General features: G+C 35.1%; 26 protein-coding genes and 1 riboswitch. Of the genes, 22 read left to right on the top strand and 4 right to left on the bottom strand.

What is annotated here, in order from left to right:
* The first annotated feature begins 12 nt into the window (after positions 1-12).
* The 5 genes from resC to AC3WTI_RS10585 all read left to right on the top strand — a co-directional run bounded on the left by resC (position 13) and on the right by AC3WTI_RS10585 (position 5,378).
* Complete coding sequence (resC, locus tag AC3WTI_RS10605; protein WP_087958103.1) at positions 13-1,170, top strand: cytochrome c biogenesis protein ResC; 1,158 nt, start codon at positions 13-15, stop codon at positions 1,168-1,170.
* Positions 1,171-1,472: 302 nt separating this feature from the next.
* A complete protein-coding gene (gene resD / locus AC3WTI_RS10600; RefSeq protein WP_000426862.1) occupies positions 1,473-2,189 on the top strand; it encodes a DNA-binding response regulator ResD in 717 nt (238 codons plus the stop codon).
* Positions 2,189-3,964 carry a sensor histidine kinase ResE gene (gene resE, locus AC3WTI_RS10595; protein ID WP_087958104.1) on the top strand — a complete coding sequence of 592 codons (1,776 nt, stop codon included), beginning with the start codon at positions 2,189-2,191 and terminating at the stop codon, positions 3,962-3,964. The genes resD and resE overlap by 1 nt, the downstream gene beginning before the upstream one ends.
* 134 nt (positions 3,965-4,098) lie before the next feature.
* Positions 4,099-4,680, top strand: coding sequence for a cob(I)yrinic acid a,c-diamide adenosyltransferase (locus AC3WTI_RS10590; RefSeq protein WP_087958105.1), 582 nt, complete (start codon positions 4,099-4,101; stop codon positions 4,678-4,680).
* Between the two features lie 83 nt (positions 4,681-4,763).
* A complete protein-coding gene (locus tag AC3WTI_RS10585; protein ID WP_087958106.1) occupies positions 4,764-5,378 on the top strand; it encodes a peptidoglycan DD-metalloendopeptidase family protein in 615 nt (204 codons plus the stop codon).
* A gap of 30 nt (positions 5,379-5,408) precedes the next feature.
* Here the strand turns inward: AC3WTI_RS10585 and AC3WTI_RS10580 are convergent, their stop codons facing one another.
* Positions 5,409-6,095 carry a hypothetical protein gene (locus AC3WTI_RS10580; protein WP_087958107.1) on the bottom strand — a complete coding sequence of 229 codons (687 nt, stop codon included), beginning with the start codon at positions 6,093-6,095 and terminating at the stop codon, positions 5,409-5,411.
* A gap of 245 nt (positions 6,096-6,340) precedes the next feature.
* A riboswitch (FMN riboswitch) is annotated at positions 6,341-6,480 on the top strand.
* 162 nt (positions 6,481-6,642) lie between these two features.
* Here AC3WTI_RS10580 and AC3WTI_RS10575 point away from each other — a divergent pair.
* Positions 6,643-7,221: an ECF transporter S component gene (locus AC3WTI_RS10575; protein WP_000810851.1), complete on the top strand. Its 579-nt coding sequence runs from the start codon at positions 6,643-6,645 to the stop codon at positions 7,219-7,221.
* A 122-nt stretch (positions 7,222-7,343) separates the two neighbouring features.
* On the opposite strand, the gene AC3WTI_RS10570 is transcribed toward AC3WTI_RS10575, so the two are convergent.
* On the bottom strand, positions 7,344-7,592 hold the full coding sequence (locus AC3WTI_RS10570; RefSeq protein ID WP_001151996.1) for a ferredoxin: 249 nt from the start codon (positions 7,590-7,592) through the stop codon (positions 7,344-7,346).
* A 295-nt stretch (positions 7,593-7,887) separates the two neighbouring features.
* On the opposite strand from AC3WTI_RS10570, the gene AC3WTI_RS10565 reads away from it, so the two are divergent.
* From AC3WTI_RS10565 to AC3WTI_RS10510, 12 genes are all read left to right on the top strand, one after another.
* On the top strand, positions 7,888-8,949 hold the full coding sequence (locus AC3WTI_RS10565; RefSeq protein ID WP_087958108.1) for a YpbB family protein: 1,062 nt from the start codon (positions 7,888-7,890) through the stop codon (positions 8,947-8,949).
* Positions 8,939-10,468 carry a RecQ family ATP-dependent DNA helicase gene (locus tag AC3WTI_RS10560; protein WP_087958109.1) on the top strand — a complete coding sequence of 510 codons (1,530 nt, stop codon included), beginning with the start codon at positions 8,939-8,941 and terminating at the stop codon, positions 10,466-10,468. The genes AC3WTI_RS10565 and AC3WTI_RS10560 overlap by 11 nt, the downstream gene beginning before the upstream one ends.
* A complete protein-coding gene (locus tag AC3WTI_RS10555) occupies positions 10,468-11,031 on the top strand; it encodes a CPBP family intramembrane glutamic endopeptidase (protein WP_087958110.1) in 564 nt (187 codons plus the stop codon). Before AC3WTI_RS10560 ends, AC3WTI_RS10555 begins: the two co-directional genes overlap by 1 nt.
* A gap of 22 nt (positions 11,032-11,053) precedes the next feature.
* Positions 11,054-11,533 carry a LysM peptidoglycan-binding domain-containing protein gene (locus AC3WTI_RS10550; RefSeq protein WP_048526998.1) on the top strand — a complete coding sequence of 160 codons (480 nt, stop codon included), beginning with the start codon at positions 11,054-11,056 and terminating at the stop codon, positions 11,531-11,533.
* Positions 11,534-11,590: 57 nt separating this feature from the next.
* Positions 11,591-12,367, top strand: a complete 777-nt coding sequence (locus AC3WTI_RS10545; RefSeq protein ID WP_087958111.1) for a metallophosphoesterase — start codon at positions 11,591-11,593, stop codon at positions 12,365-12,367.
* Positions 12,367-13,230 (top strand): MerR family transcriptional regulator, encoded by an 864-nt coding sequence (locus AC3WTI_RS10540; protein WP_142286633.1) that lies wholly within the window; start codon positions 12,367-12,369, stop codon positions 13,228-13,230. Before AC3WTI_RS10545 ends, AC3WTI_RS10540 begins: the two co-directional genes overlap by 1 nt.
* A gap of 77 nt (positions 13,231-13,307) precedes the next feature.
* Positions 13,308-13,916 carry a genetic competence negative regulator gene (locus AC3WTI_RS10535; RefSeq protein ID WP_048527005.1) on the top strand — a complete coding sequence of 203 codons (609 nt, stop codon included), beginning with the start codon at positions 13,308-13,310 and terminating at the stop codon, positions 13,914-13,916.
* A 267-nt stretch (positions 13,917-14,183) separates the two neighbouring features.
* Positions 14,184-15,470, top strand: a complete 1,287-nt coding sequence (gene gudB, locus AC3WTI_RS10530) for an NAD-specific glutamate dehydrogenase (protein ID WP_048527007.1) — start codon at positions 14,184-14,186, stop codon at positions 15,468-15,470.
* Between the two features lie 79 nt (positions 15,471-15,549).
* Positions 15,550-15,759, top strand: coding sequence for a hypothetical protein (locus AC3WTI_RS10525; RefSeq protein WP_087958113.1), 210 nt, complete (start codon positions 15,550-15,552; stop codon positions 15,757-15,759).
* Between the two features lie 98 nt (positions 15,760-15,857).
* Complete coding sequence (locus AC3WTI_RS10520; protein WP_001983018.1) at positions 15,858-16,094, top strand: DUF3961 domain-containing protein; 237 nt, start codon at positions 15,858-15,860, stop codon at positions 16,092-16,094.
* Between the two features lie 79 nt (positions 16,095-16,173).
* Positions 16,174-16,704: a peptidoglycan recognition protein family protein gene (locus tag AC3WTI_RS10515; RefSeq protein WP_048527012.1), complete on the top strand. Its 531-nt coding sequence runs from the start codon at positions 16,174-16,176 to the stop codon at positions 16,702-16,704.
* Between the two features lie 109 nt (positions 16,705-16,813).
* Complete coding sequence (locus tag AC3WTI_RS10510; RefSeq protein ID WP_097840388.1) at positions 16,814-17,794, top strand: YpdA family putative bacillithiol disulfide reductase; 981 nt, start codon at positions 16,814-16,816, stop codon at positions 17,792-17,794.
* A 37-nt stretch (positions 17,795-17,831) separates the two neighbouring features.
* Here AC3WTI_RS10510 and ansA read toward each other — a convergent pair whose 3' ends face one another.
* Positions 17,832-18,806 (bottom strand): asparaginase, encoded by a 975-nt coding sequence (gene ansA / locus AC3WTI_RS10505; RefSeq protein WP_087958115.1) that lies wholly within the window; start codon positions 18,804-18,806, stop codon positions 17,832-17,834.
* A gap of 158 nt (positions 18,807-18,964) precedes the next feature.
* On the opposite strand from ansA, the gene AC3WTI_RS10500 reads away from it, so the two are divergent.
* From AC3WTI_RS10500 to AC3WTI_RS10485, 4 genes are all read left to right on the top strand, one after another.
* Entirely contained in the window at positions 18,965-19,138 is a 174-nt protein-coding gene (locus AC3WTI_RS10500) for a YpfB family protein (RefSeq protein WP_087958116.1), read from the top strand.
* A gap of 128 nt (positions 19,139-19,266) precedes the next feature.
* Positions 19,267-19,944 carry a (d)CMP kinase gene (gene cmk / locus AC3WTI_RS10495; protein ID WP_087958117.1) on the top strand — a complete coding sequence of 226 codons (678 nt, stop codon included), beginning with the start codon at positions 19,267-19,269 and terminating at the stop codon, positions 19,942-19,944.
* Positions 19,945-20,282: 338 nt separating this feature from the next.
* Complete coding sequence (gene rpsA, locus AC3WTI_RS10490; protein ID WP_087958118.1) at positions 20,283-21,431, top strand: 30S ribosomal protein S1; 1,149 nt, start codon at positions 20,283-20,285, stop codon at positions 21,429-21,431.
* 12 nt (positions 21,432-21,443) lie between these two features.
* A complete protein-coding gene (locus tag AC3WTI_RS10485) occupies positions 21,444-22,493 on the top strand; it encodes a type 2 isopentenyl-diphosphate Delta-isomerase (RefSeq protein ID WP_087958119.1) in 1,050 nt (349 codons plus the stop codon).
* A 304-nt stretch (positions 22,494-22,797) separates the two neighbouring features.
* On the opposite strand, the gene AC3WTI_RS10480 is transcribed toward AC3WTI_RS10485, so the two are convergent.
* The gene (locus AC3WTI_RS10480; RefSeq protein WP_000513900.1) at positions 22,798-22,932 is read right to left on the bottom strand and encodes a YpzI family protein; all 135 of its coding nucleotides are present in this window, start codon (positions 22,930-22,932) and stop codon (positions 22,798-22,800) included.
* Positions 22,933-22,964: the final 32 nt, after the last annotated feature.

The raw sequence follows: 22,964 nt of genomic DNA, 5'->3' as shown, positions 1-22,964 counted from the left end.
TGGGGAAACGATATGGTGCAAATAAGTAGTAACTTTCTCTTTACCGCATTTATTTTATATTTAATTGCCACTCTATTTTTCGGGGGAGCGATTAAAGAAAAAGGTCACAAATGGGCAAATGTAGGAATAACGATTACAATTTTAGGATTTATTGCACAAACAGTATATTTTGTTACAAGATGGATTGCATCAGGACATGCACCAGTTAGTAACTTTTTTGAATTCGGTACGTTTTTCGGCATGATGCTTGTCGGAGCATTTATTGTCATGTATTTTATGTACCGCGTAAGTATAATTGGACTTTTTGCATTACCAGTTGCGCTTTTATTAATTGCATATGCGAGTATGTTTCCAAGGGAAATATCTCCGCTTATTCCATCTTTAAAAAGTAATTGGTTACATATTCACGTGACGACTGCAGCAGCAGGACAAGCGATCTTAGCAATTAGTTTTATAACGGGCGTTATGTATTTATTAAAGAATGTAGATCAATCAACGAGAAGCAAACGTACATTTTGGTTGGAAACGGTTGTGTTCACGCTTGTTTGTACAGTTGGATTTATTGGAGTAACCACGGTATTTTCTAGTATGAAATATGAAGCGAAGTTTCAATGGATTGATAAAAATGAACAACAAGTGGAGATGAAGTACAACCTTCCGGCTTTAGTTGGACCGCATGAAGGGAAGTTATTGACAGAGAATAAATTAGAACCAAAAGCTGAAGTCCCAGCGATTGTAAATGCGAAAAAATTAAATACTGTAATTTGGTCAGTGTTAGTTGGGACGTTACTTTATCTTGTATTAAGACTTGTTTTACGGAAACGAGTATCAGCGGCGCTTCAGCCGTTAGTAAAGAATACGAATAGTGATTTACTAGATGAAATTGGATACCGATCTATTGCAATTGGATTCCCTGTTTTCACATTAGGTGCATTGATTTTTGCGATGATTTGGGCTCAAATAGCGTGGACACGTTTTTGGGGCTGGGATCCGAAAGAGGTTTGGGCGCTTATTACTTGGCTCTTTTATGCGGCGGTATTACATTTACGCTTATCAAAAGGGTGGCACGGAGAGAAGTCGGCATGGTTAGCGGTAATTGGTTTTGCAATCATTATGTTTAACTTTATTGTAGTAAACTTAATTATCGCGGGTTTACATTCATACGCATAGAGAAATAAAATAGGAGAGTGTATGTCACTTTCCTATTTTATTTTTGTCAACTTTTCTTCTTTTTTGAGAAAAACATGACAAAGTAGCGGTTGATTTTGTAAAATGATGTCGAGGACATTATATACTGTTCAAAAAAAATACATAGTTTTGGAAAAAAATTGAACAAACTTTATTATTCTTGTGAAGCATAATATGGGAAGTGAAACATTTAGAAGATTGCTTAAATAAACGAGAATAGCGCAACATAATAGTGTAGAAGGGTAGGTGTGAACCGTTGTGGTAAAAGTACGCAACGGGTAAAAATGGAAAATGAATCAAGAATTTTAATTGTAGACGATGAGGATCGTATTCGTCGTTTGTTGAAAATGTATTTAGAGAGAGAACAATACACAATTGAAGAAGCGGATAATGGTGATACAGCTTTAGAAATGGCACTGCAAAATGATTATGATTTAATCTTATTAGATCTTATGATGCCTGGTAAAGATGGTATTGAAGTGTGTAAAGGGGTTCGTGAGAAGAAGGCGACACCAATTATTATGTTGACAGCAAAGGGTGAAGAAGTAAACCGAGTACAAGGGTTTGAGGTAGGCACAGATGATTATATTGTGAAACCATTTAGCCCACGTGAAGTAGTGCTTCGTGTGAAAGCGGTCTTACGCCGTTCTGTACCAACAACATTCTTTACACAAGATACAACGACAAAAGATGTTACTGTGTTCCCTCATTTAACAATTGATAATGATGCACACCGTGTTACAGCAGATGGTAATGAGGTGAACTTAACACCGAAAGAGTACGAATTACTATTATTCTTAGCGAAAGCGCCTGATAAAGTGTTTGATCGTGAGCAATTGTTAAAAGAAGTATGGCAATATGAATTCTTCGGAGATTTACGTACAGTTGATACGCATGTAAAGCGTTTACGTGAGAAGTTAAGCAAAAAATCACCAGACGCTGCGAAGATGATTGTTACCGTTTGGGGCGTAGGTTACAAATTTGAGGTTGTGAACGACTGATGCTTTGGAGAAGTGTAGTAGGGAAGTTATGGATGACCATATTACTTCTCGTTTCGTTTGTGCTTGGATTTGTTGCAATTTTACTTTCACAGTTTTTTAGAACATATTATGTTGATATGAGTGAAACTAGACTTCAAAAAGTTGCAACAAGTGTTTCAGAATTAATTGAAGAAGGTGCCGATGTAAAAACGATTGAGAATATCGCGTACAAATTCTCTGATCCACTTTCAAGGATCATTATTGTAGAAGATGGTAAAGAAATATCTTCTTCGCCGAAACAAGAAGGTTTAGTCACTCTTACAATGGATGATTTGAAAGAAGATAAAGAATTAGCGGCTGTTTTTACAGACAAAAAAGAAATTAAGAATAACATTAGAAAAGCCTCTAATAGTAGAAAGAATAAAAACACTGAAAATGATATTATGATTGTCGGAAAACCAGTACAGTCAAAAAATAAAAGTGCAGTGTTCGTATACGAATCGTTACAAGTACCGATACAAGGTATGGAAAGAACGACTGATTTTATATTCTTATCAGCAGGGATTGCGATTATATTAACAACTTTCTTTGCATTCTTCTTATCTACTCGGATTACAGCACCACTTCGTAAAATGCGTGAGGTTGCTTTTGAGGTGTCACGTGGGAAGTTTGATGCGAAAGCTCCTATGGTATCTCAGGATGAGATTGGTGAGCTTGCAACGGCCTTAAATCAAATGGGGAAACAGTTGAAGTTTAATATGAATGCCCTGCAACAAGAGAAAGAACAGTTAGCTAGTATTTTAAGTAGTATGGCAGATGGGGTTATTACGTTAAATCAAGAAGGCGAAGTTGTTGTAATCAATCCGCCGGCGGAACATTTCTTACAAGTTTGGCAAGAAGAAAAAGAAGTAGAATTAAGTAAAAAGCTACCTTCTGAACTTGTTGAACTATTCCATCTCGTTGTAGAAAGCGAACAACAACAAGTAGTTGAAATTAATTTACAAAAAGGTAACTACGTAGTTCTTATGACGCCGCTTTACAACCAAACGAAAATTCGCGGGGCTGTAGCAGTATTGCGTGATATGACGGAAGAACGTCGTCTTGAGAAGATGCGTCAAGACTTTATTGCGAACGTATCACATGAACTTCGTACACCGATGGTAATGCTTCAAGGATACAGTGAAGCAATCTTAGATGATATTGTGCAAACGAAAGAAGAAATTAATGAGTTTGTTCAAATTATTTATGATGAATCCGTCCGTTTAGGTAAACTTGTAAATGAATTGTTAGATTTAGCGCGTATGGAAAGTGGTAATGTAGAGTTACATATCGGTGGAGTAGATATTCATCCTTTCGTTGAAAAAATAGGCCGAAAATTCCAAGGGATTGCAAAGGATAAAGAAGTCGAATTAACGGTTGATTTCCAAAATCCAATTGAGCAATACCCGTTTGATGCAGATCGTATGGAACAAGTATTGACGAATTTAATTGATAACGCAATTCGTCATACGAATGCAGGCGGTCATGTAACGCTTGTAATTGATACGAAAAATAATGGGCTTATTTTTGAAGTGCAAGATTCGGGTGCTGGTATTCCCGAGGAAGATATTCCGTTTTTATTTGATCGTTTCTATAAAGCTGATAAAGCAAGAACACGTGGGAAAAAAGGTGGAACAGGACTCGGGCTTGCGATTGCGAAAAATATTGTGCAAGGTCATGAGGGAAAAATTGCTGTTTCAAGTGTTGTTGGAGAGGGAACTACATTCTCTGTATATTTACCGAATCGTATAATTTAGATATGTGTTTTTAAAGTTGATAATGAATAAAGTTCTACTGTTTTTATTTTTTTGTAAATCAATTAAATAAATAATAGTAGAACTTTTTTCTATCTTAGTCTAATGAAGAATAATAAGAGGGGTGTTGTAAAGCGATGAAATTATACACAAAAACAGGAGATAAAGGGAAAACAAGTGTAATAGGTGGCAGAGTGGATAAAGATGATATCCGAGTTGAAGCATATGGCACGATAGATGAGGCAAATTCTCATATTGGATATGCGATGACGAAGCTACAAGGTGGGTCTCTGGGAGATATTTACAATGAACTTGAAAATATTCAACATGAACTATTTGATTGCGGAGGAGACTTGGCGATAGTAACAGGGAAAATCCCTTATAAAGTGACGATTGAAATGGTCGAAAGTTTAGAAAGAAGGATTGATTTGTATATAGAAGAAGCACCGCCGCTAGAGCGCTTTATTTTACCAGGTGGAAGCGAGCCTGCTGCTGCTATTCATATGGCACGTACGGTTGTAAGGCGAGCGGAGCGGTGTATAGTGACTTTACAAAAAGAAGGGGAAATCAATAAAGTTGTTCTAAAGTATGTAAATAGATTATCTGATTATTTATTTGCAGTAGCTAGAGTGATAAATGCTCGATTACAAGTAAAAGATGTAGAGTATAATCGCAGTGCAATCGTTTTCCGTGATAAAAATGAGAAGGAAGTGGAGTGATCCACTTTCTTTTTTGTATACTTTTTTCTGTAATATACCAAAATAGAGAAGGTATGGTGGTAATTAGAAAACGGAGGATGTATATGAAAGTGTTAAAATGTGGAGTCATGTTATTGACAGTATTGTTTTTATCTCAATTACATGTGTACGCAGAGGAAAATCAATGGACATGGCCTGTTGAGGGAAAGATAAGTGATTATTTTGGGACAAGGCATGGAAAACACTACGGTATAGATATAGCGGCACCCATCGGCGCACCTGTGGCAGCTATTCAAGAAGGTAGGGTAACAAAGTCTTATTATTCCAGTAGTTACGGAAACGTTGTGTTTATTAAACATGGAGAATATGAGGCTGTATATGCACATTTAAATAAGAGATATGTAGTTCAAGGGGATTATATTTCAAAAGGAAAAATAATTGGAGAAGTAGGAAATACAGGAGAATCGCGAGGTGCGCACTTACATTTAGAAGTTCATCAAGGAAGATGGACGATGGCGAAAAAGAATGCGATGAATCCGTTGCTTGTTTTAAATGAACAAAGAAATGAAGTCGTTTCTTCATCGTTATATGTCGTCCAAAAAGGGGACACTTTAGTTAGTATTGCACGGAAATTTAGTATGTCAGTTAAGGAAATTAAAGAAAAAAACGGACTGCGGCAAGAGCTTATTTATCCAAATCAACAATTATATGTAAAGTAAAAAAGAGCTAGTTCACAACTAGCTCTTTTTTTACCAAAAAATAAAGACACATATAAATCCAGAAATAGCTAAGTAGCTATATAAGTAAAATACTTTCGTTCTTGTTTTTTCATTTGTTCGAAACAGTACAATAGTCGGTTCAATTAAACCGATTGTCAAACAAAGTAAACCAAGAAGCATACAACCGATTGAAATGGAATACAGGGCGATTTGTGGTCCTTGAAATGGAATCATCCATTTTAATAAAAATGCAATAAGTGCAGTGTAACAAATGCTGCCGATGTATTTATTCAATGGTGTATTAGAACGAAAACCTGGAAGTTTTTTTAAGAAAGAGCGGGAAACAACTTCAGTTTGTAAAGAGGTATGCTCTTCGATTATTTTTTGAGCTTCTTTTCCTTTTTGGAAAAGGGATAATATCCAGTTTCGCTCCCCTTGGAAAATAAATTGAGAAGTTGTTAAATAATGATCCACCTTCACTTTATTCCAACTCTTCCACGGATGACGCTCACATAATTTTAATTTACTTTCTGTTTTTTTATCATACTGATAAATACTGATGCCATCCTCATCGAAAGCAGCATAGTATGTCTCGCTTGAGAATGTGCCTAAATCAATCGGACAGTAGAAAAGTAATTCTTTTTTTAAGTAAAAGTATTCTTTTCGTAAGTTTTTTTTCATTGCTTCTCGAATAGAGTGTCTTTTTTCTTTCTTCATGACATTTCCTCCATAATCCAGAAAATGTTCTTATCTTAACAATTCAACATCTTATCACTTTTAATTATATATGACTAGGGGATTCATAGGAGAAATGCCGAATACTAAAAAATATGGAGTGTATTGTAAAATATAATGAATCGTTCCGATTGTATAAAATTAATAACTTATTTTTAATAAGTTACGCTTTTTTTGTTCACAATACGATCATGTTGTTGTATAATGAAATGGAAAATAGAATATCGGTCTATCTTCGGGGCAGGGTGAAAATCCCGACCGGCGGTGATGAACTATATGTGATTTTGTTCTAAGCCCGCGAGCCGTTAAGGCAGGATTTGGTGTGATTCCAAAGCCGACAGTATAGTCTGGATGGGAGAAGATGGAGGTTCAAGCGTTCAAAAAAGATATGGATTTGAACGTCTGTTTGATGTGCCTTAAATTCTCCCTTTGTGTAAAACACAAAGGGTTTTTTCGTTCTATGAAAAAGTAGGCATAGCAGAACCTTTCCACTTTCCATGAGATGATCGATGGAAAAGGAGAGAGAAAGATGAAACAAAAAAACAGTGTAGTGCAGATGGTGAGTGTAGCGATGCTAAGTAGTATTGCATATTTACTGATGATGTTGGACTTCCCGTTCCCAGGGCTTCCGCCATTTTTAAAAATTGATTTTAGTGATGTGCCAGCTTTAATTGCTGCGATTATTTTCGGACCAGTTGCGGGGATAATTGTAGAGGCGATAAAGAACATTTTACATTACGGGATTCAAGGGAGTTTAACGGGAGTACCAGTTGGAGAAATTGCTAACTTTATTGCAGGATGTTTATTTATTGGACCAGCAGCTTTCTTATTTAGAAAGTATCGTACTGTTAAAAGTTTAACGACAGGATTAATGCTAGGGACAATTACAATGGCGCTTATTATGAGTGTATTAAATTACATCATCATATTCCCAGCTTACACTTGGTTTTTAAATTCACCAGCTATGTCTAGCGAAGCTATAAGAACGACGGTTGTAACGGCAATCTTACCATTTAATTTAATTAAAGGAATTGTTGTGACAATTGTATTTGTAGCGTTATTCTCACGCCTGAAAGTATGGGTGTTTGCAAAAATGAAAAATGCATAAATATAAAATAAAACCATTAGTAGTATGGAACTACTAATGGTTTTTTATTAAATATAATGAAAATGGAAAACAAAAAATCCCCCTCAAATGAATGAGGGGGATTTTTTGAAGTTAATAAAAGACTATTCGAATTTTAAAGCATCGCCGTCGAATGATTCGTCAGCAACTTTGATTGAGTCAGTTGGACAACCTTCGAATGCATCCATCATATCTTCAAGTAATACATCTGGAATTTCAACGATACCTTGGTTATCGTCTAATGTTACGAATGCAATACCTTCATCATCATAGTCATAAATGTCTGGTGCAGCAGCGCCACAAGCACCACATGCGATACAAGTATCTTTATCAACGATTGTATATTTTGCCATCTTTTTTCCCTCCTGATAATATGTATGTGAAAAGCTCGCCATAAAAATTATAACCTTATTGTAAAACGGTTTTTAAAACTTTTCAACATAAAATTATAATGATAATCCTTATCAATTAGAGTGTCAACTAATTTTTGCATTATGTCATAAGATTTTCAAAATACGTAAATGTTATTTCGTTTGGTACAATAGAATATATACAAGTATATATTGCCGATATGATAAGTTTAATGAGTGAAGGTAGATGGGTATCATACGAAAAGCAATTAAGTTAGATTGAAGGGTGGAAGCGGTAATGCAACTACAATATACTTTATTGTATTGTTTAAAACAATTGAATGGTGAAAGAACCGTTTCTTCTATTTATTATTTATTAAAGGGAAAACGTTCTTCGCAAACGTTACAAGATGGAAATATGTTCCGAATCTCTTTTTTGTTTGGAATATATAAATCGTTAAATAGAACTGAATATGATCGTGAAGTTGCAAAGTTATTGCAAGCGGATTGGATTCAAGAGATACATGAAAATACATATTTGTTAACACCTAAAGGTAAAATGCAGTTACATACATGGGAGGAAGGGTATGCTTTTCCAGCGCATTTACATGGTTTGCACTATGGCGAATTAGGTGAAACATTTTGGAAAAGATTATCTTTAACTATTCAAACTATATCTAATTTACAACAGAATAATACGAAGTTTATTCCTATTCAACAAGATACAGAAATAATGGTGTGGGTGAAACGCTTTTTAACAGGTATGCCGTATAGGCGAAGTGAATTAGCGAAAAGATTATGGGAAGAAATACATAACCTTTTAGGGAAATGTGATGTGGTAGAAGCGACGATTGTAACATATAGATTAACAGGATATGAACGTATCGGTTGTACATTACAGCAGTTAGCGGAAATTACGAAACAAGATATATTCAGGGTGTACTTTTTATTTTGGGGTACAATTCATTTCCTTATACAAGAAGTTCGAGATAAAGAAAAAGAATTTCCATTATTAGCTGAGATTATTTCTTATCCAAATGAGAGAGCTGAATTATTTAGTTTATCAACGAAAAAAACATATAATTTTTGGAGGCAAGGGCGCTCTTTAGAAGAAATAGCTACAATTAGAAATTTAAAGGTTGCAACGATAGAAGACCATTTTGTTGAAATTGCTTTGCGAGAGAGAGACTTTTCTATCGAGATGTTTATGGAAAAAGACAAAATAGATAAAGTAACGAGAGTAATTGATACATTACAAACACGTAAGTTGCGTGAGTTGAAACAAGCGGTCGGAGAGGATATCTCTTATTTTGAAGTTCGTCTTGTATTGGCGCGGATGGAGGGTATAAATGAAACTTGAGGAATATTTATATAGGTGGTTTGGATATTCTGAATTTCGTCCAGGTCAAAAAGAAGTAATTACAGATTTATTAGAAGGAAAAGATGTTATAGCAATGCTTCCGACCGGAAGAGGGAAGTCTATGTGTTATCAACTTCCAGGGTTAATGCAAGAAGGAACGGTACTTGTAGTATCGCCATTATTATCTTTGATGGAAGATCAAGTTACACAATTAAAATATGTTGTGAAAAACCGAGTGATAGCATTTAATAGTTTTCGGACATTACATGAAAAAAGAGAAGCGATGAAAAAATTAGCTTCATATAAATTTATTTTTGTTTCGCCAGAGATGTTACAGTCGGAATTGTTAATAAGAGAATTGAAGAAAGTTCATATTTCATTATTTGTTGTCGATGAGGCCCATTGTATTTCGCAATGGGGTTATGATTTTAGGCCAGATTATAAAAAACTAAATGTAGTCATTGAGAATATCGGGTCTCCTACGGTGCTAGCATTAACGGCTACAGCGACGAAAGATGTACTCCAGGATATAGCAGAAAGTCTAGATTTGAAGAATGTGACGCAGCATGTATACTCTATTGATCGTCCAAACATTGCAATGGAAGTACAATTTGTGGAGACGATAGAAGAGAAGAAAGAAGCGCTTTTGGACCAGGTTATGTATTTGCAAGGGCCAGGAATTGTATATTGTTCAAGCAGAGCGTGGACAGAACGTTTAACGGAATATTTAAGAGGAAAAGGCGTGATTGGTGTCGCTTTCTATCATGGTGGTATGGAACATGAAGAGCGTATGTTAATTCAACAGCAGTTTATGAATGACCAGTTACAGCTAGTAATATGTACAAGCGCTTTTGGTATGGGAGTAAATAAGTCGAATACAAGATATATTATTCATTTCCATTATCCGACTAATATAGCTTCTTATTTGCAAGAAATCGGAAGAGCTGGAAGAGATGGTGAACCGAGTATAGCTATCTTACTATGTAGTCCGTTAGATCACGATTTACCAATTTCAATCATTGAAGACGAATTGCCGAGTCCGTCACAAATACAATTTTTATTCTCTTTACTACAAGAAAGAATGTTTCAAACGAAAGAATTACCAATAGAAGAGGTAGAAGAAATTTGTTATAATGCAGCAAGATTTAATGAACAATATTGGCGTTTCATCCGCTATCATCTGGAGCGGCTTGGAATCATACAACAGCGAAAATTAATATTAGAGAGCTTGTCAGATGAAATTATGAACAGATTAATAGCTGAAGTAGAAATAAGACTACGTAATAAATATAGTGAGCTAGAAAACATGAAATCATGGATACAAGTAAAAGGATGTAGACGTGAATATTTGCTGCAACAGTTCGGTTATAGAAAAGAGGACGAGTTGCAGAATTGCTGTGACTATTGTCATATTACAAAAACAGATTATAAAAAAAGACAAGCGCAACAATCGGATTTCGACTATAATTGGGAAACAGAGTTACAAAAGCTTTTCGGTCTAGAAAAGATGGGGGAATGATGAACATTCAAAGGCATAATATTGAAGATATGAGTCCGAAAGAAATAAGGCTAAATCTGTATATCACACAGTTCATTATTATCGGTATCGGTTGTTTACTAGCATATATATTATTCCGAGATATAAAATCGGTGTATAATCTGTGGAAATGGGAACCGATGTCTATACTTATAATAGGTGGCTTGTTAGCGATTGGTATTGTGTTATTAGATTATGTTGCAATGCGAGTATTTCCGGAGTCTTGGTTTGATGATGGGGGTATTAACGATAGGATGTTTCAAGGAATGTCAATTATGCATCTATTCGTTATTACGTTCATTATCGGCTTTGCAGAAGAATTTTTATTTAGAGGTGTAGTGCAGACGCACTTTGGAATTGTAATAGCGAGTTTAGTATTTGCAGTGTTACATATTCGATATATAAAAAAGCCGTTTTTGTTTTGTTTCGTCTGTTTCATTAGTTTTGTCTTTGGTTACGTATTTGAATGGACAGGAAATTTGTTTATAACAATCTTTGCACACTTTCTTGTAGATTTTATAATGGGACTCCAATTAAGAAAATAAATGGAAGGTGGTGGTGAACAACATGAGGAAACGAATTCCTGACTTTGAAGAGGAATTAGAAGTTGAGCGAGTGGAAGAAAAAGAAGGTTTACCGCCGCGTAGTGAAATTCATAGAAATAAAGAGAACAAACAAAAGTTTAAAATGAATCATATTTTCGTCCGAGTTTTAACATTTCTATTCATATTACTACCAATTAGTATTTTATGGTATACAGATAAATATATTCAGGTGAAAAGTGATGGTAATAACGCTGGGAAAAGTGCCTTTGAGGTCATTTTCTTTGATTCAGCTAAATCTGATTCCGAAGCATCTTCTGAGAAGATCGTAACGCATACGGTGAAAGAGGGAGAAACTTTAGAAAGTATAGCGAAGCAATATTTTTCAGATGAAACTGGGATCGAAGTAATTAAAAAGTATAATGACTTACAAGAAGATGAAGTGAATGTAGGTCAAGAATTAAAAATTCCGATAAAAGATAAGTCCACAAAACAAGAGAGTTAGTAAAATACTTACTATAAAAACTGAGGATTATCTTTATGAGGAGGGGAGTAAAAATATATGATATGGATTATCTTATTAAGTACTCTCATATGTATTGGTATTATATTTCTTCTTGTTATGTATAAAGAAGCAATGCGTGATACGGTGCTAGAACATACTTTAATATTTGAAGAGTTTCCGAAAAGTTTTCAAAAAGTAAATGTATTTTTTATATCAGATATTCATAGAAGGATCATTTCGAATTCTTTAATTGAACAAGTAAAAGGAAAAGTAGACATTGTAATTATTGGTGGTGATTTAGCGGAAAAAGGTGTCCCTTTATCGCAAATCTCTGCAAATATACAAAAGTTAAGAGCGATAGCTCCTGTATACTTTGTATGGGGAAATAATGATTATGAGATTGAATATCATGAATTAGATGCTTTGTTATTAGAAAATAATGTGAAAGTTTTAGATAATACAAGAGTTGTATTTGAATCTGAATTTGGAGAGAAAATTTGTTTACTCGGTGTAGATGATGTTGGGATGAAACGTGATCGTTTAGATTTAGCGTTGGCTGATTGTAAAGAAGATGGTTTTCGCATATTAATTAGCCACAACCCTGATATAATAAACAAAATGTCTGGAAAAGAACAAATTTCCCTTGTGTTAAGTGGACATACACATGGAGGGCAAATCCGATTATTCCCATCTAAAAAATATTTAAAAGGTGGCGTATATAAGCGTTCAAGTGTGACCCTTTTTGTTAGTAATGGCTATGGAACAACGTTGATTCCATTTCGTTTCCGAGCACCTGCTCAAACACATATTATTACGTTACAGGGAGGGAAATAATGCCAACTCTAAACGGAAAATATAACATAAAAGCTGTTTCGAATATAATTGGAATTCAGCCGAGTACGCTTCGTGCGTGGGAAAGACGATATCAAATTATTGCCCCAAAGCGGAATCATGCGGGGCATCGATTATATACAGAAGAGCATGTTCAAATTTTGAAATGGTTAATGGACAAGGTTTCTTCCGGCATGATGATTGGACAAGCAGTTCAATTATTAGAAGGGAATCGTTTGCAGAGTGATGTTCAAAAAGAAATACATTACGATAAAGAAGTTGTTTTAGTGGACGATTTACTACAAGCTTTGTTAAAATTTGATGAAATTACAACTTCTGCATTGTTAAACGAGGCTTTTAGTATTTATGCAACAGAAAAAGTTATAGCAAGTATTGTTCTTCAAGTGTCAAATAAATTGTTAACGTTAAAAAATAATAATGAAGTTACAATGGTGCAGTTCCAATATATCGTATCATTTTTACAAACTCGTCTAGGGATGGTGTACCATAATGCATCATCGTTTTCTTCTATACACAAAGTTGTTGTGTTAGAAAATAATATGTTGAAAGGGTTTGTTTTCTCAACGTATTTACGATTAAAAGGATATGAGGTGATATATATTAGGTCAAGCTTAGCAGAAGATCGTATTTTATTAGCTGTTGAGCAAATACAACCTACATATGTAGTAGTCTCTTTTGATGATGAACGAGAACTTAAGAACGTAAATGTATTACAAGAAAAAAATGAGACCTTTTCTGTTGGGGTTATAGGAGAAATAAGTGCTCGAAATCAGTTGAACATTCAAACAAACCTAATTGGTGATACGAAAGAAGAATGGGATGATTGGTTAAAAATGTTAGAATAGTTGTTCGAAAAGAACCATCTATTTTCTATTTCATATAATAAAAATTATATTCATTGGTTACGTAGGGAGGGTATGAGATGAGGCTGGAACGATTAAATTACAATAAAATAAAAATTTTCTTAACATTTGATGATTTATCTGAACGAGGATTAACGAAAGAAGATTTGTGGAGAAATGCACCGAAAGTACAGCAATTATTTCGTGATATGATGCAAGAAGCAAATAAGGAATTAGGATTTGAAGCGGATGGTCCGATTGCAGTTGAAGTATTTTCTCTACAAGCGCAAGGAATGGTCGTAATTGTAACGAAAGAACATCAAGAAGTTGATACAGATGATGAGTTCCGTGACGAGTTTATTGAAATGCAAGTGACTCTAGATGAAAGCGAGCATATACTTTATGAGTTTGCTACACTAGATGACGTAATTAACCTGTCGAATCGTTTATATAACCTTGATGTAACTGGCGGAAAATTATATACGTGGGATGGACGCTTCTATCTTTGGATGGAAGAAGAGGAGCAAATTCAATTACTGAAGGCTGATTTTATAGCTATTTTAGCGGAATATGGTAATCCGTCGACGGCAACTATTTATCGCCTAATGGAATATGGCAAAGAATTAATGGATTCTCAAGCAATTGAACAAATACACAATTACTTTGTGAAAAAAGAAAACCTTAGCTAATAAAATATAGCTAAGGTTTTCTTTTTTCATTTACTTAAATGAATCTTTTCAAATTGCTGTATGTAAGTAAAATAAAAAATATTTAAATATTTAAGTATTTTACTTTTCTAAAAGCGATAAAAGGACTATAATGATAGTGAAAACGCTTGCAAAAGAAAATAGTTTGTATATATTTGTTAGCGTTTTCTATTGCATTCCAAATTTAACGGTGTATACTAGGCAATGAAGGTTTACTAAACAAGTGAAATTACAGGGGGTTTACTTACTATGGTAGCCGAAAAGGGAACTCAAACAAAAACACAACAACAAAGGGAACAACATTTTGAACTATTGAATTCAACACAAATTGTTATCAGTGAAGCGTTAGAAAAATTGGGTTATCCAAACGAAGTATATGAATTATTAAAAGAACCAGTTCGTATGATGACAGTGAAAATACCAGTTCGTATGGATGACGGGACTGTTAAAATATTTACAGGATATCGTGCACAACATAATGATGCTGTTGGTCCAACGAAAGGTGGAATTCGCTTCCATCCGAATGTAACAGAAAATGAAGTGAAAGCACTTTCAATCTGGATGAGTTTAAAATGTGGTATCGTTGATTTACCATATGGTGGAGGTAAAGGTGGAATTATCTGTGATCCACGTGAAATGTCATTTCGTGAGTTAGAAAGATTAAGCCGCGGTTATGTACGAGCAATTAGCCAAATCGTAGGACCGACGAAAGATATTCCAGCTCCAGATGTATTCACAAACTCTCAAATTATGGCGTGGATGATGGATGAGTATAGCCGTATTGATGAATTTAACTCACCAGGATTTATTACAGGTAAACCACTTGTATTAGGTGGATCACATGGACGTGAAACAGCAACAGCGAAAGGTGTAACAATTTGTATTCGCGAAGCTGCAAAAAAACGCGACATTGATATTAAAGGTGCACGCGTTGTTGTTCAAGGATTCGGTAATGCTGGTAGCTTCTTAGCTAAATTTATGCATGATGCAGGTGCGAAAGTTATTGCAATCTCAGATGCTTACGGTGCATTGCATGATCCAAACGGATTAGATATTGATTATTTATTAGACCGTCGTGATAGCTTCGGTACAGTAACCAAATTATTTAATAATACAATTTCAAATAAAGAATTGTTAGAACTTGATTGTGATATTTTAGTTCCAGCTGCAATTGAGAACCAAATCACAGAAGAAAATGCTAATAATATTAAAGCGAAAATCGTTGTTGAAGCTGCAAATGGTCCAACAACATTAGAAGCAACTAAAATTTTAACTGATCGCGGCATTTTACTTGTTCCAGATGTATTAGCAAGTGCTGGTGGTGTAACGGTATCTTACTTTGAGTGGGTACAAAATAACCAAGGTTACTACTGGACTGAAGAAGAAGTAGAACAACGTTTAGAAAAAGTAATGGTAAGATCATTTGATTCTATTTATGAAACAGCACAAGTTCGTAAAGTGAACATGCGCTTAGCTGCGTACATGGTCGGTGTTCGTAAAATGGCTGAAGCAAGTCGCTTCAGAGGTTGGGTATAATATTATAATGTGAAAAAACGTGATTCCTTTCGAGGGAATCACGTTTTTTTTGTTGAAGTATTAGAGTGAGGTGTTGTATATGGAAAATGAAATGATGGAACGAGTAGAACAACTAGAAGAAAAGGTTAAGAGGTTAGAGGGAGAACTCGCAAGAACGACGAAACCCGAAAAAACAAGTATCGTTCGGGTGTTCGGGGAAGGACTGCTGTTTTTAATATTTGGTGCGGTTGTAGTAGGGCCGATTATCGCCTTTGTAATCACGATTCTTACATCGTTTGCTGAAAAATAAAAATAAAAAGAAAAACAAAAGAACGCTTGTTCTATACGAACAAACGTGCTATACTTTCCTTAGATAAACAAAACGGAAATGATTTTAAGGAGAGATAAATGATGAAAATGACAGTAGACCAAAGATTTATGATGCCAGCAGATGTTGTAGAGCGAGTGGAAGTATTAAGAAACAAACAAAGTAAGCGCGGCACATTATTACAATCAGTAAATAAATTTTTCGGTTTAGATACGAAAGAAGATTGTGTTTGGTTTTACGGTTTTTATGGCGTTGCTGTAAGTATTTTATTATTTATGGTGTTCACATCAAATATTTTCGATTTTCTCTTCGCGTAAGAAATATGCTATAAGGGCATTGCTACCGAATACATATATAAAGAAGTAAGGTAATCTTCTGAAGCGGGAGTTGGTAGTAATGGCGATGTTTCCTATAGAACGTAATTATATTGGATATGGAAGTTCACGACCGGGAATCCCTCTTTCTAAAGTCAGGTTTATTGTAAGTCATGATACGGGGAATCCTGGTAGCAATGCGATAGGGAATCGAGATTATTTTAATGAAATACAACCGAAAGCTTCGGCACATACATTTATAGATGACAAAACAATATTAGAAATTATTCCTATAAATGAAGTGGCCTACCATGTTCGGTATGGTGTGTCGACCGATAATGACTTATATGGTTATGATGCGAATAAGGCGGCCATTGGAGTGGAACTTTGTTATGGCGGTGATGTTAACTTTTGGGAAGCGTATACCCGTTTTACGTGGTATCATGCGTATTTATGTCAAAATTTCGGCTTGAATCCGAAAAAAGCTATCGTATCACATAAAACACTTGACCCAGCTAGAAAGATTGATCCTGAAAATGTATTAGGGAAACAAGGTATTAAATTTCAGCAGTTTTTAGCAGATGTCTATCGGATGTACGTTTCGTTTAGATGACAAATATATGAAAAATGAATACAATAAAGATAGGTGCCTACTGCTGTAAGTAGGTTTTTTCTTGTTTTTATAAATAGTGTATTGGTAGAAGACTAGGAGTGAGCCGGGTATGCAGAAAGAAACAGCTATCATAATTGGAGGCGGTCCGTGCGGATTAGCAGCAGCAATTTCGTTGCAAAAGGTAGGGATAAATCCGTTAGTAATTGAAAAAGGAAACATTGTAAATGCGATTTACAATTATCCAACTCATCAAACATTTTTCTCTTCTAGTGAAAAATTGGAAATTGGTGATGTAGCTTTTATTACGGAAAACCGTAAGCCAGTTCGAAATCAAGCGCTTGCGTATTATCGTGAAGTAGTAAAGCGTAAATCTGTACGTGTAAATGCTTTTGAGCGAGTGGAGAAAGTTCAAAAAGATGGAGAAGTTTTTCATGTTGAGACAACAAAGCGTGACGGAAGTAAAGAAATATATATAGCAAAGTATGTTGTTGTAGCAACTGGATATTATGACAATCCAAATTATATGAATGTTCCAGGTGAGGAATTGAAGAAAGTAGCTCACTATTTTAAAGAGGGACATCCTTATTTTGATCGAGATGTAGTGGTTATAGGTGGAAAAAACTCGAGTGTAGATGCCGCGTTAGAGCTTGTTAAAGCAGGTGCGCGTGTAACGGTACTATATCGCGGAAGTGAGTATTCACCAAGTATAAAGCCGTGGATTTTGCCAGAGTTTGAGGCATTAGTACGAAATGGTACAATTCACATGCATTTTGGGGCTCATGTGAAAGAAATTACTGAACATACGTTAACGTATACAGTGGACGGTGAGGCAAATACAATCAAAAATGATTTTGTATTTGCGATGACTGGTTACCATCCTGACCATAGCTTCTTAACGAAGATGGGTGTTCGAATTGATGAAGAGACAGGACGTCCGATTTTTGCAGAGGATACGATGGAAACAAACGCTGAAAATATTTTCATTGCAGGTGTAATTGCTGCTGGAAATAATGCAAATGAAATATTTATTGAGAATGGTCGATTTCATGGGGATGCGATTGCGCAAACCATTTCAACAAGAGAAATGTAAAAAGAAGCTGTCGAAATAAACTTCGACAGCTTCTTTTTTAATCGTGCATAAACATATTTTGGATTGTTTCATGTGAAGTCGTATTCTCTAGTGCAACTAATAATTTAATACGTGCTTTTTGAGCATTTAAACCGTATGTGAATACAATCCCCATATCTTTTAATTGTTTGCCGCCACCTTCATAGGAATATACATCTTGAACGATGCCGTTAAAACAGCGAGAAACTAATACGACAGGAATTCCTTTATTTATTAATCGTTCTAGACTAGGAAGTGTTCTTGGGGGTAAATTACCTTGTCCAAGTGCTTCAATAACAATCCCGTCTACTGGAAGATTTTCAATTGCTGCTAACAATGTATCGTCCATACCAGCGTACGCTTTTAGAACGACTACATTTTTAGAAACCTGTTTTACTGAATATGTTTCGTGATGTACTAAAGCATGGTGGAATACAACACCACGTTTTGTTACCATACCAATTGGTCCATATTGTGGACTTTGGAATGTTGCTACATTACTTGTATGTGTTTTCGTTACATTTGTAGCGCAATGAATTTCGTCGTTTAATACGACTAAAACGCCTTTTTCTGCGGCTTCATTACTGCTTGCGACTTTTACAGCTGATAAGAAGTTATATAGACCGTCAGCACCTAATTCATTGCTAGAGCGCATTGCGCCTGTCACAACGATCGGAATAGTTGCTTGTACTGTTAAATCTAAGAAATAGGCAGTTTCTTCTAATGTATCCGTACCATGCGTAATGACTACGCCATGAATGTTGTCTTGTTTTACTCTTTCATCAATGATGACTTGTAACTGTAACATTTCGCTCGGTGTCATATGAGGAGATGGTAGATGGAACACATCTTCAACGATTAAATCAACATCGCCTTCTAAATCAGGAATAAATTTTAAAAGAGGATTTTTTTCACCTGGTTGTACGACCCCAGTTTCTTTGTCTTCCTCCATTGCAATTGTTCCACCTGTGTGTAAAACTAGGATTCTTTTCAATGCTTATACCCCTTTCAAGTAAAAAAATACATTTAGAACATAACATGTTTTGAGTAAATTCGACAATGGAAATGTATAAAAGTATGCCTCGAAAATGACAATAAAATTAACTGCTATATGTACGATGTGTAAATATAGGATAGGAGGGAGCAATTACGTTGAAAAAAGTGGAGCGAATTATTGTTCGTATATTAGTAATACAATTCATTTGTCTTTCTGTTGTGCAACTGTTATTTATACATAAGTCGTCAGTTAAATATTTATCTAAAATTGTTTATTATGAAGGTGTCATGGTAAAAAACAAAGCAGAAATCTTACAGGTGAATAGGTAGTTTTCATTTTCTTCTATGAAGGATTATGCTACAATAATTGAGGATTTAATGACGTGAAGCAAATGAGAAGAAGCAGGAGAATACCTGCTTTTCGTTTTGTTTTATAAGTGAAAAAATGAGGTGTTACAATGGATAAACAAATTTCAATTGCTATAGATGGTCCAGCAGCTGCTGGAAAAAGTACAGTTGCGAAAGTTGTAGCGAAGAAGCTTTCTTACGTTTATATTGATACAGGCGCAATGTATCGTGCGATTACATATGCAGCCCTTGAGCAAAAAGTGGATATTGAAAATGAAGAGCAGTTAATGGAAGTTGTAAAAAATGTAAAAATTGAGTTTCAGCAAGGAGAAAATACACAACTTGTATTTTTAAATGGACAAGATGTTTCGGAAGTAATTCGTACACCTGAGGTGACGAATCGAGTATCGATTGTGGCCAAACATCGTCTTGTTCGTGAAGAAATGGTACGTCGTCAACAAGAGTTAGCGGAAAAAGGCGGCGTTGTAATGGATGGTCGTGATATCGGTACACATGTGTTACCAGATGCTGAAGTGAAGATCTTTATGCTTGCTTCTGTAGAAGAAAGAGCAGAAAGAAGACATTTAGAAAATATGAATAAAGGTTTTGATTCTAATTTAGAGCAGTTAAAAGAAGAGATTGCTCAGCGTGATAAATTAGATTCAGAACGCGAAGTTTCTCCTCTCAAAAAGGCTGATGATGCATTGGAATTAGATACAACTTCTTTATCAATTGAAGAAGTTGTCCAAAAAATTATGAGTATTGTTTCAGGAGTGTTTGCGAAATAAAGAAAGGGGATATCCTCTTTCTTTATTTGTTTGTTTGTATAGAAATGTAAAGGATACGTGAATTGTGAGTCTCTTTCCTTGACAAATGATTGGATTTGTAAGAAGTTAGTAAAAGAGAGATAAAACTTTCAGAATATATTCGCTATTATATTTCAAAACATACTTTCTTCAAGATGATTTTGCTGTATACTATTTATATAGGTTTAATATATTTTCTAGTGAAATGTATGGAACTTGAGTATGTGATGATAAATTCTTAAACATGCAAATGAAAACAATTGTTTTCATTTCGTATATACATAAAAAATGCTTTGTCAATTCTGTAGGGAGGTATTTCCATGGTAGAGAAAATGAATGAAGAAGTTATGGATTCAAAAGAATTACAAGTTGGTGACGTTGTTACAGGTTCTGTAACGAAAGTTGAAGAGAAACAAGTGCTTGTAAATGTTGGATACAAAACAGATGGCGTAATTCCAATTAGTGAATTAGCTAACGTTCATATTGAAAAAGCAAGCGATGTTGTAGAATTAAATCAAACACTAGAATTAAAGATTATTAAATTAGAAGAAGAAGATCTTGTCTTATCTAAACGTGCTGTTGATGCAGAAAAAGCATGGGTAGAATTACAAGAAAAATTCACTTCTGGTCATGTGTTTGATGTTACTGTAAAAGATATTGTGAATGGTGGATTAGTTGTGGACCTTGGTGTTCGTGGTTTTATCCCAGCTTCACTTGTAGAAGTACATTATGTAGAAGATTTTACTGACTATAAAGGCAAAACATTAGCTGTGAAAATTGTTGAATTAGACCGCGAAAAAAATCGTGTGATTCTTTCACATAAAGCAGTAGTAGAATTAGAACTAGACTCTAAGAAAAAAGAAGCAATCTCTTCATTAAAAGAAGGAGACGTTGTTGAAGGAACAGTACAACGATTAACTGATTTTGGTGCTTTCGTTAATGTTGGTGGTGTGGACGGTTTAGTTCATATTTCACAAATTTCACACGAACGTGTAGAGCAACCTTCTGAAGTATTAGAGCAAGGTCAAAAGGTAAAGGTGAAGGTATTATCTGTTGATGCTGATACACAACGTATTTCTTTATCAATTAAAGCAGCTCAACCAGGACCTTGGGAAAATGTTGCTGGCGAACTAAAAGCTGGAGATATTCGTGATGGAGTCGTAAAACGTCTTGTTACATTCGGCGCATTCGTTGAAGTTTTACCTGGCGTTGAAGGTCTTGTGCACGTATCTCAAATTGCAAATCGTCACGTGAAAAATCCAAATGAAGTATTGGAAATGGGACAAGAAGTAAAAGTGAAAGTGCTTGAAGTCCATGTGGCAGAGAAACGTATTTCTTTAAGTATAAAAGAAGCGCTTGAGGAAAATAATGTAATTGAAGATTACAGTCAGTATGAGCCAAATGCAGATTCTGCTACTTTCCAATTAAGTGATATTATTGGTGAACAACTGAAAAAATTAAAGAAATAAAGAGGGGTACAAGTGGTAAGGGCAAAACGTAAATTAGATCATATTGAATACGCTCTTTCTACTGGTCAGTCTCGTACGCATGGCTTTCATGATATTGATTTTGTGCATCAAGGTTTGCCAAATTCAAGTTATGACACAATAACATGTGAAACAAAAATCGGCGAACTTTCACTAAGTTCGCCGATTTTTATCAATGCGATGACTGGTGGTGGAGGAGAGAAAACGTTACATATTAATGAGCAATTAGCATATGTAGCAAAACATCATAATCTTGCTATGGCTGTAGGTTCGCAAATGGCGGCGTTAAAAGATGAAAGTGAGGCTGCTTCTTATAAGATTATCAGAAAGGTAAACCCGAATGGTATTTTCTTTGCTAATTTAGGTAGTGAGGCAACTATCGAACAGGCAGAGCGTGCCGTTGATATGATTGAAGCAAATGCATTGCAAATTCATTTAAATGTCATACAAGAGTTAACGATGCCAGAAGGAGACCGTGACTTTACTGGTGTACTTCAGCGCATTGAGAAAATTGTTTTAAATAGTAAAGTTCCTGTCATTGTAAAAGAAGTTGGATTTGGGATGAGTAAGGAAACAATGCAACAGTTAGCGAGCGTGGGTGTAACGGCAATTGATATTGGCGGACAAGGTGGTACGAATTTTGCTGCTGTTGAAAATGAAAGAAGACAGCGAATGCTTTCTTATTTTAATAACTGGGGCATACAAACAGCTACCTCGATTATTGAAGCAACCTCTACAAATAATAACCTCTCTTATATTGCATCTGGGGGTATACAAACAGCGCTTGACGTAGCGAAAGCAATCGCATTAGGGGCGAATACAACTGCGTTTGCTGGATACTTTTTACGCATTTTAATGCAAGATGGTATCGAGAAGTTAGTGGATGAAATTGACCTTTTACATACAGATTTGAAATTTATTATGACAGCTCTCGGTGCGAAGACGATAGAAGAATTGCAATCTGTACCTCTTGTTGTAAAGGGCGAAACATATCATTGGTTAACGCAACGTGGTATTGATACGACACATTATAGTAGAAGATAAAAAATCAACCGTTTGGTTGATTTTTTTGTATTTTATTCGTTTTAGTAATATAAAGTGAGGGATGGAATTAATATTCTATAAAAATGAAATTTCTCTTATGTATATAAGTTATATTGTAAAAGTTGCGACTGAAAAATGTAGATATTGTGCTACTAAATTGTTGAATAAGTTTTGATTTTGCCAAAGGAAATAGGGAGGGATAAAAATAAAGTATAGAAAGATTCTTATATAAAATATTATTTCAATATAAACAAAAATGTAAAAGACGGTTTCGTACAATATCGAAACCGTCTTTTTGTATTCGTTAGTGCTGATTCTGTTTGCGAGCTTGCTCTGGTGTATCCAGTCCAGTAGCACCCGGATATTGTAGTGATTGGTCACGGTCAGATTCAACGCGGCGTGATTCTCTTAGTTTTCGTTCTTGACGATCTTTACCCATAATGAATAGCACCTCCTTATTAAAAGTGTTGC

The organism is Bacillus sp. EB106-02-03-XG38, from assembly GCF_058792175.1.
This window is presented reverse-complemented; position numbering and strand designations above follow the sequence as displayed.

What these genes read in the sequence shown, in the direction of transcription:
- resC (WP_087958103.1), top strand. Translation starts at nt 13, where the DNA reads ATGGTGCAAATAAGTAGTAACTTTCTCTTTACCGCATTTATTTTATAT.
- resD (WP_000426862.1), top strand. Translation starts at nt 1,473, where the DNA reads ATGGAAAATGAATCAAGAATTTTAATTGTAGACGATGAGGATCGTATT.
- resE (WP_087958104.1), top strand. Translation starts at nt 2,189, where the DNA reads ATGCTTTGGAGAAGTGTAGTAGGGAAGTTATGGATGACCATATTACTT.
- AC3WTI_RS10590 (WP_087958105.1), top strand. Translation starts at nt 4,099, where the DNA reads ATGAAATTATACACAAAAACAGGAGATAAAGGGAAAACAAGTGTAATA.
- AC3WTI_RS10585 (WP_087958106.1), top strand. Translation starts at nt 4,764, where the DNA reads ATGAAAGTGTTAAAATGTGGAGTCATGTTATTGACAGTATTGTTTTTA.
- AC3WTI_RS10580 (WP_087958107.1), bottom strand. Translation starts at nt 6,095, where the DNA reads ATGAAGAAAGAAAAAAGACACTCTATTCGAGAAGCAATGAAAAAAAAC.
- AC3WTI_RS10575 (WP_000810851.1), top strand. Translation starts at nt 6,643, where the DNA reads ATGAAACAAAAAAACAGTGTAGTGCAGATGGTGAGTGTAGCGATGCTA.
- AC3WTI_RS10570 (WP_001151996.1), bottom strand. Translation starts at nt 7,592, where the DNA reads ATGGCAAAATATACAATCGTTGATAAAGATACTTGTATCGCATGTGGT.
- AC3WTI_RS10565 (WP_087958108.1), top strand. Translation starts at nt 7,888, where the DNA reads ATGCAACTACAATATACTTTATTGTATTGTTTAAAACAATTGAATGGT.
- AC3WTI_RS10560 (WP_087958109.1), top strand. Translation starts at nt 8,939, where the DNA reads ATGAAACTTGAGGAATATTTATATAGGTGGTTTGGATATTCTGAATTT.
- AC3WTI_RS10555 (WP_087958110.1), top strand. Translation starts at nt 10,468, where the DNA reads ATGAACATTCAAAGGCATAATATTGAAGATATGAGTCCGAAAGAAATA.
- AC3WTI_RS10550 (WP_048526998.1), top strand. Translation starts at nt 11,054, where the DNA reads ATGAGGAAACGAATTCCTGACTTTGAAGAGGAATTAGAAGTTGAGCGA.
- AC3WTI_RS10545 (WP_087958111.1), top strand. Translation starts at nt 11,591, where the DNA reads ATGATATGGATTATCTTATTAAGTACTCTCATATGTATTGGTATTATA.
- AC3WTI_RS10540 (WP_142286633.1), top strand. Translation starts at nt 12,367, where the DNA reads ATGCCAACTCTAAACGGAAAATATAACATAAAAGCTGTTTCGAATATA.
- AC3WTI_RS10535 (WP_048527005.1), top strand. Translation starts at nt 13,308, where the DNA reads ATGAGGCTGGAACGATTAAATTACAATAAAATAAAAATTTTCTTAACA.
- gudB (WP_048527007.1), top strand. Translation starts at nt 14,184, where the DNA reads ATGGTAGCCGAAAAGGGAACTCAAACAAAAACACAACAACAAAGGGAA.
- AC3WTI_RS10525 (WP_087958113.1), top strand. Translation starts at nt 15,550, where the DNA reads ATGGAAAATGAAATGATGGAACGAGTAGAACAACTAGAAGAAAAGGTT.
- AC3WTI_RS10520 (WP_001983018.1), top strand. Translation starts at nt 15,858, where the DNA reads ATGATGAAAATGACAGTAGACCAAAGATTTATGATGCCAGCAGATGTT.
- AC3WTI_RS10515 (WP_048527012.1), top strand. Translation starts at nt 16,174, where the DNA reads ATGGCGATGTTTCCTATAGAACGTAATTATATTGGATATGGAAGTTCA.
- AC3WTI_RS10510 (WP_097840388.1), top strand. Translation starts at nt 16,814, where the DNA reads ATGCAGAAAGAAACAGCTATCATAATTGGAGGCGGTCCGTGCGGATTA.
- cmk (WP_087958117.1), top strand. Translation starts at nt 19,267, where the DNA reads ATGGATAAACAAATTTCAATTGCTATAGATGGTCCAGCAGCTGCTGGA.
- rpsA (WP_087958118.1), top strand. Translation starts at nt 20,283, where the DNA reads ATGGTAGAGAAAATGAATGAAGAAGTTATGGATTCAAAAGAATTACAA.
- AC3WTI_RS10480 (WP_000513900.1), bottom strand. Translation starts at nt 22,932, where the DNA reads ATGGGTAAAGATCGTCAAGAACGAAAACTAAGAGAATCACGCCGCGTT.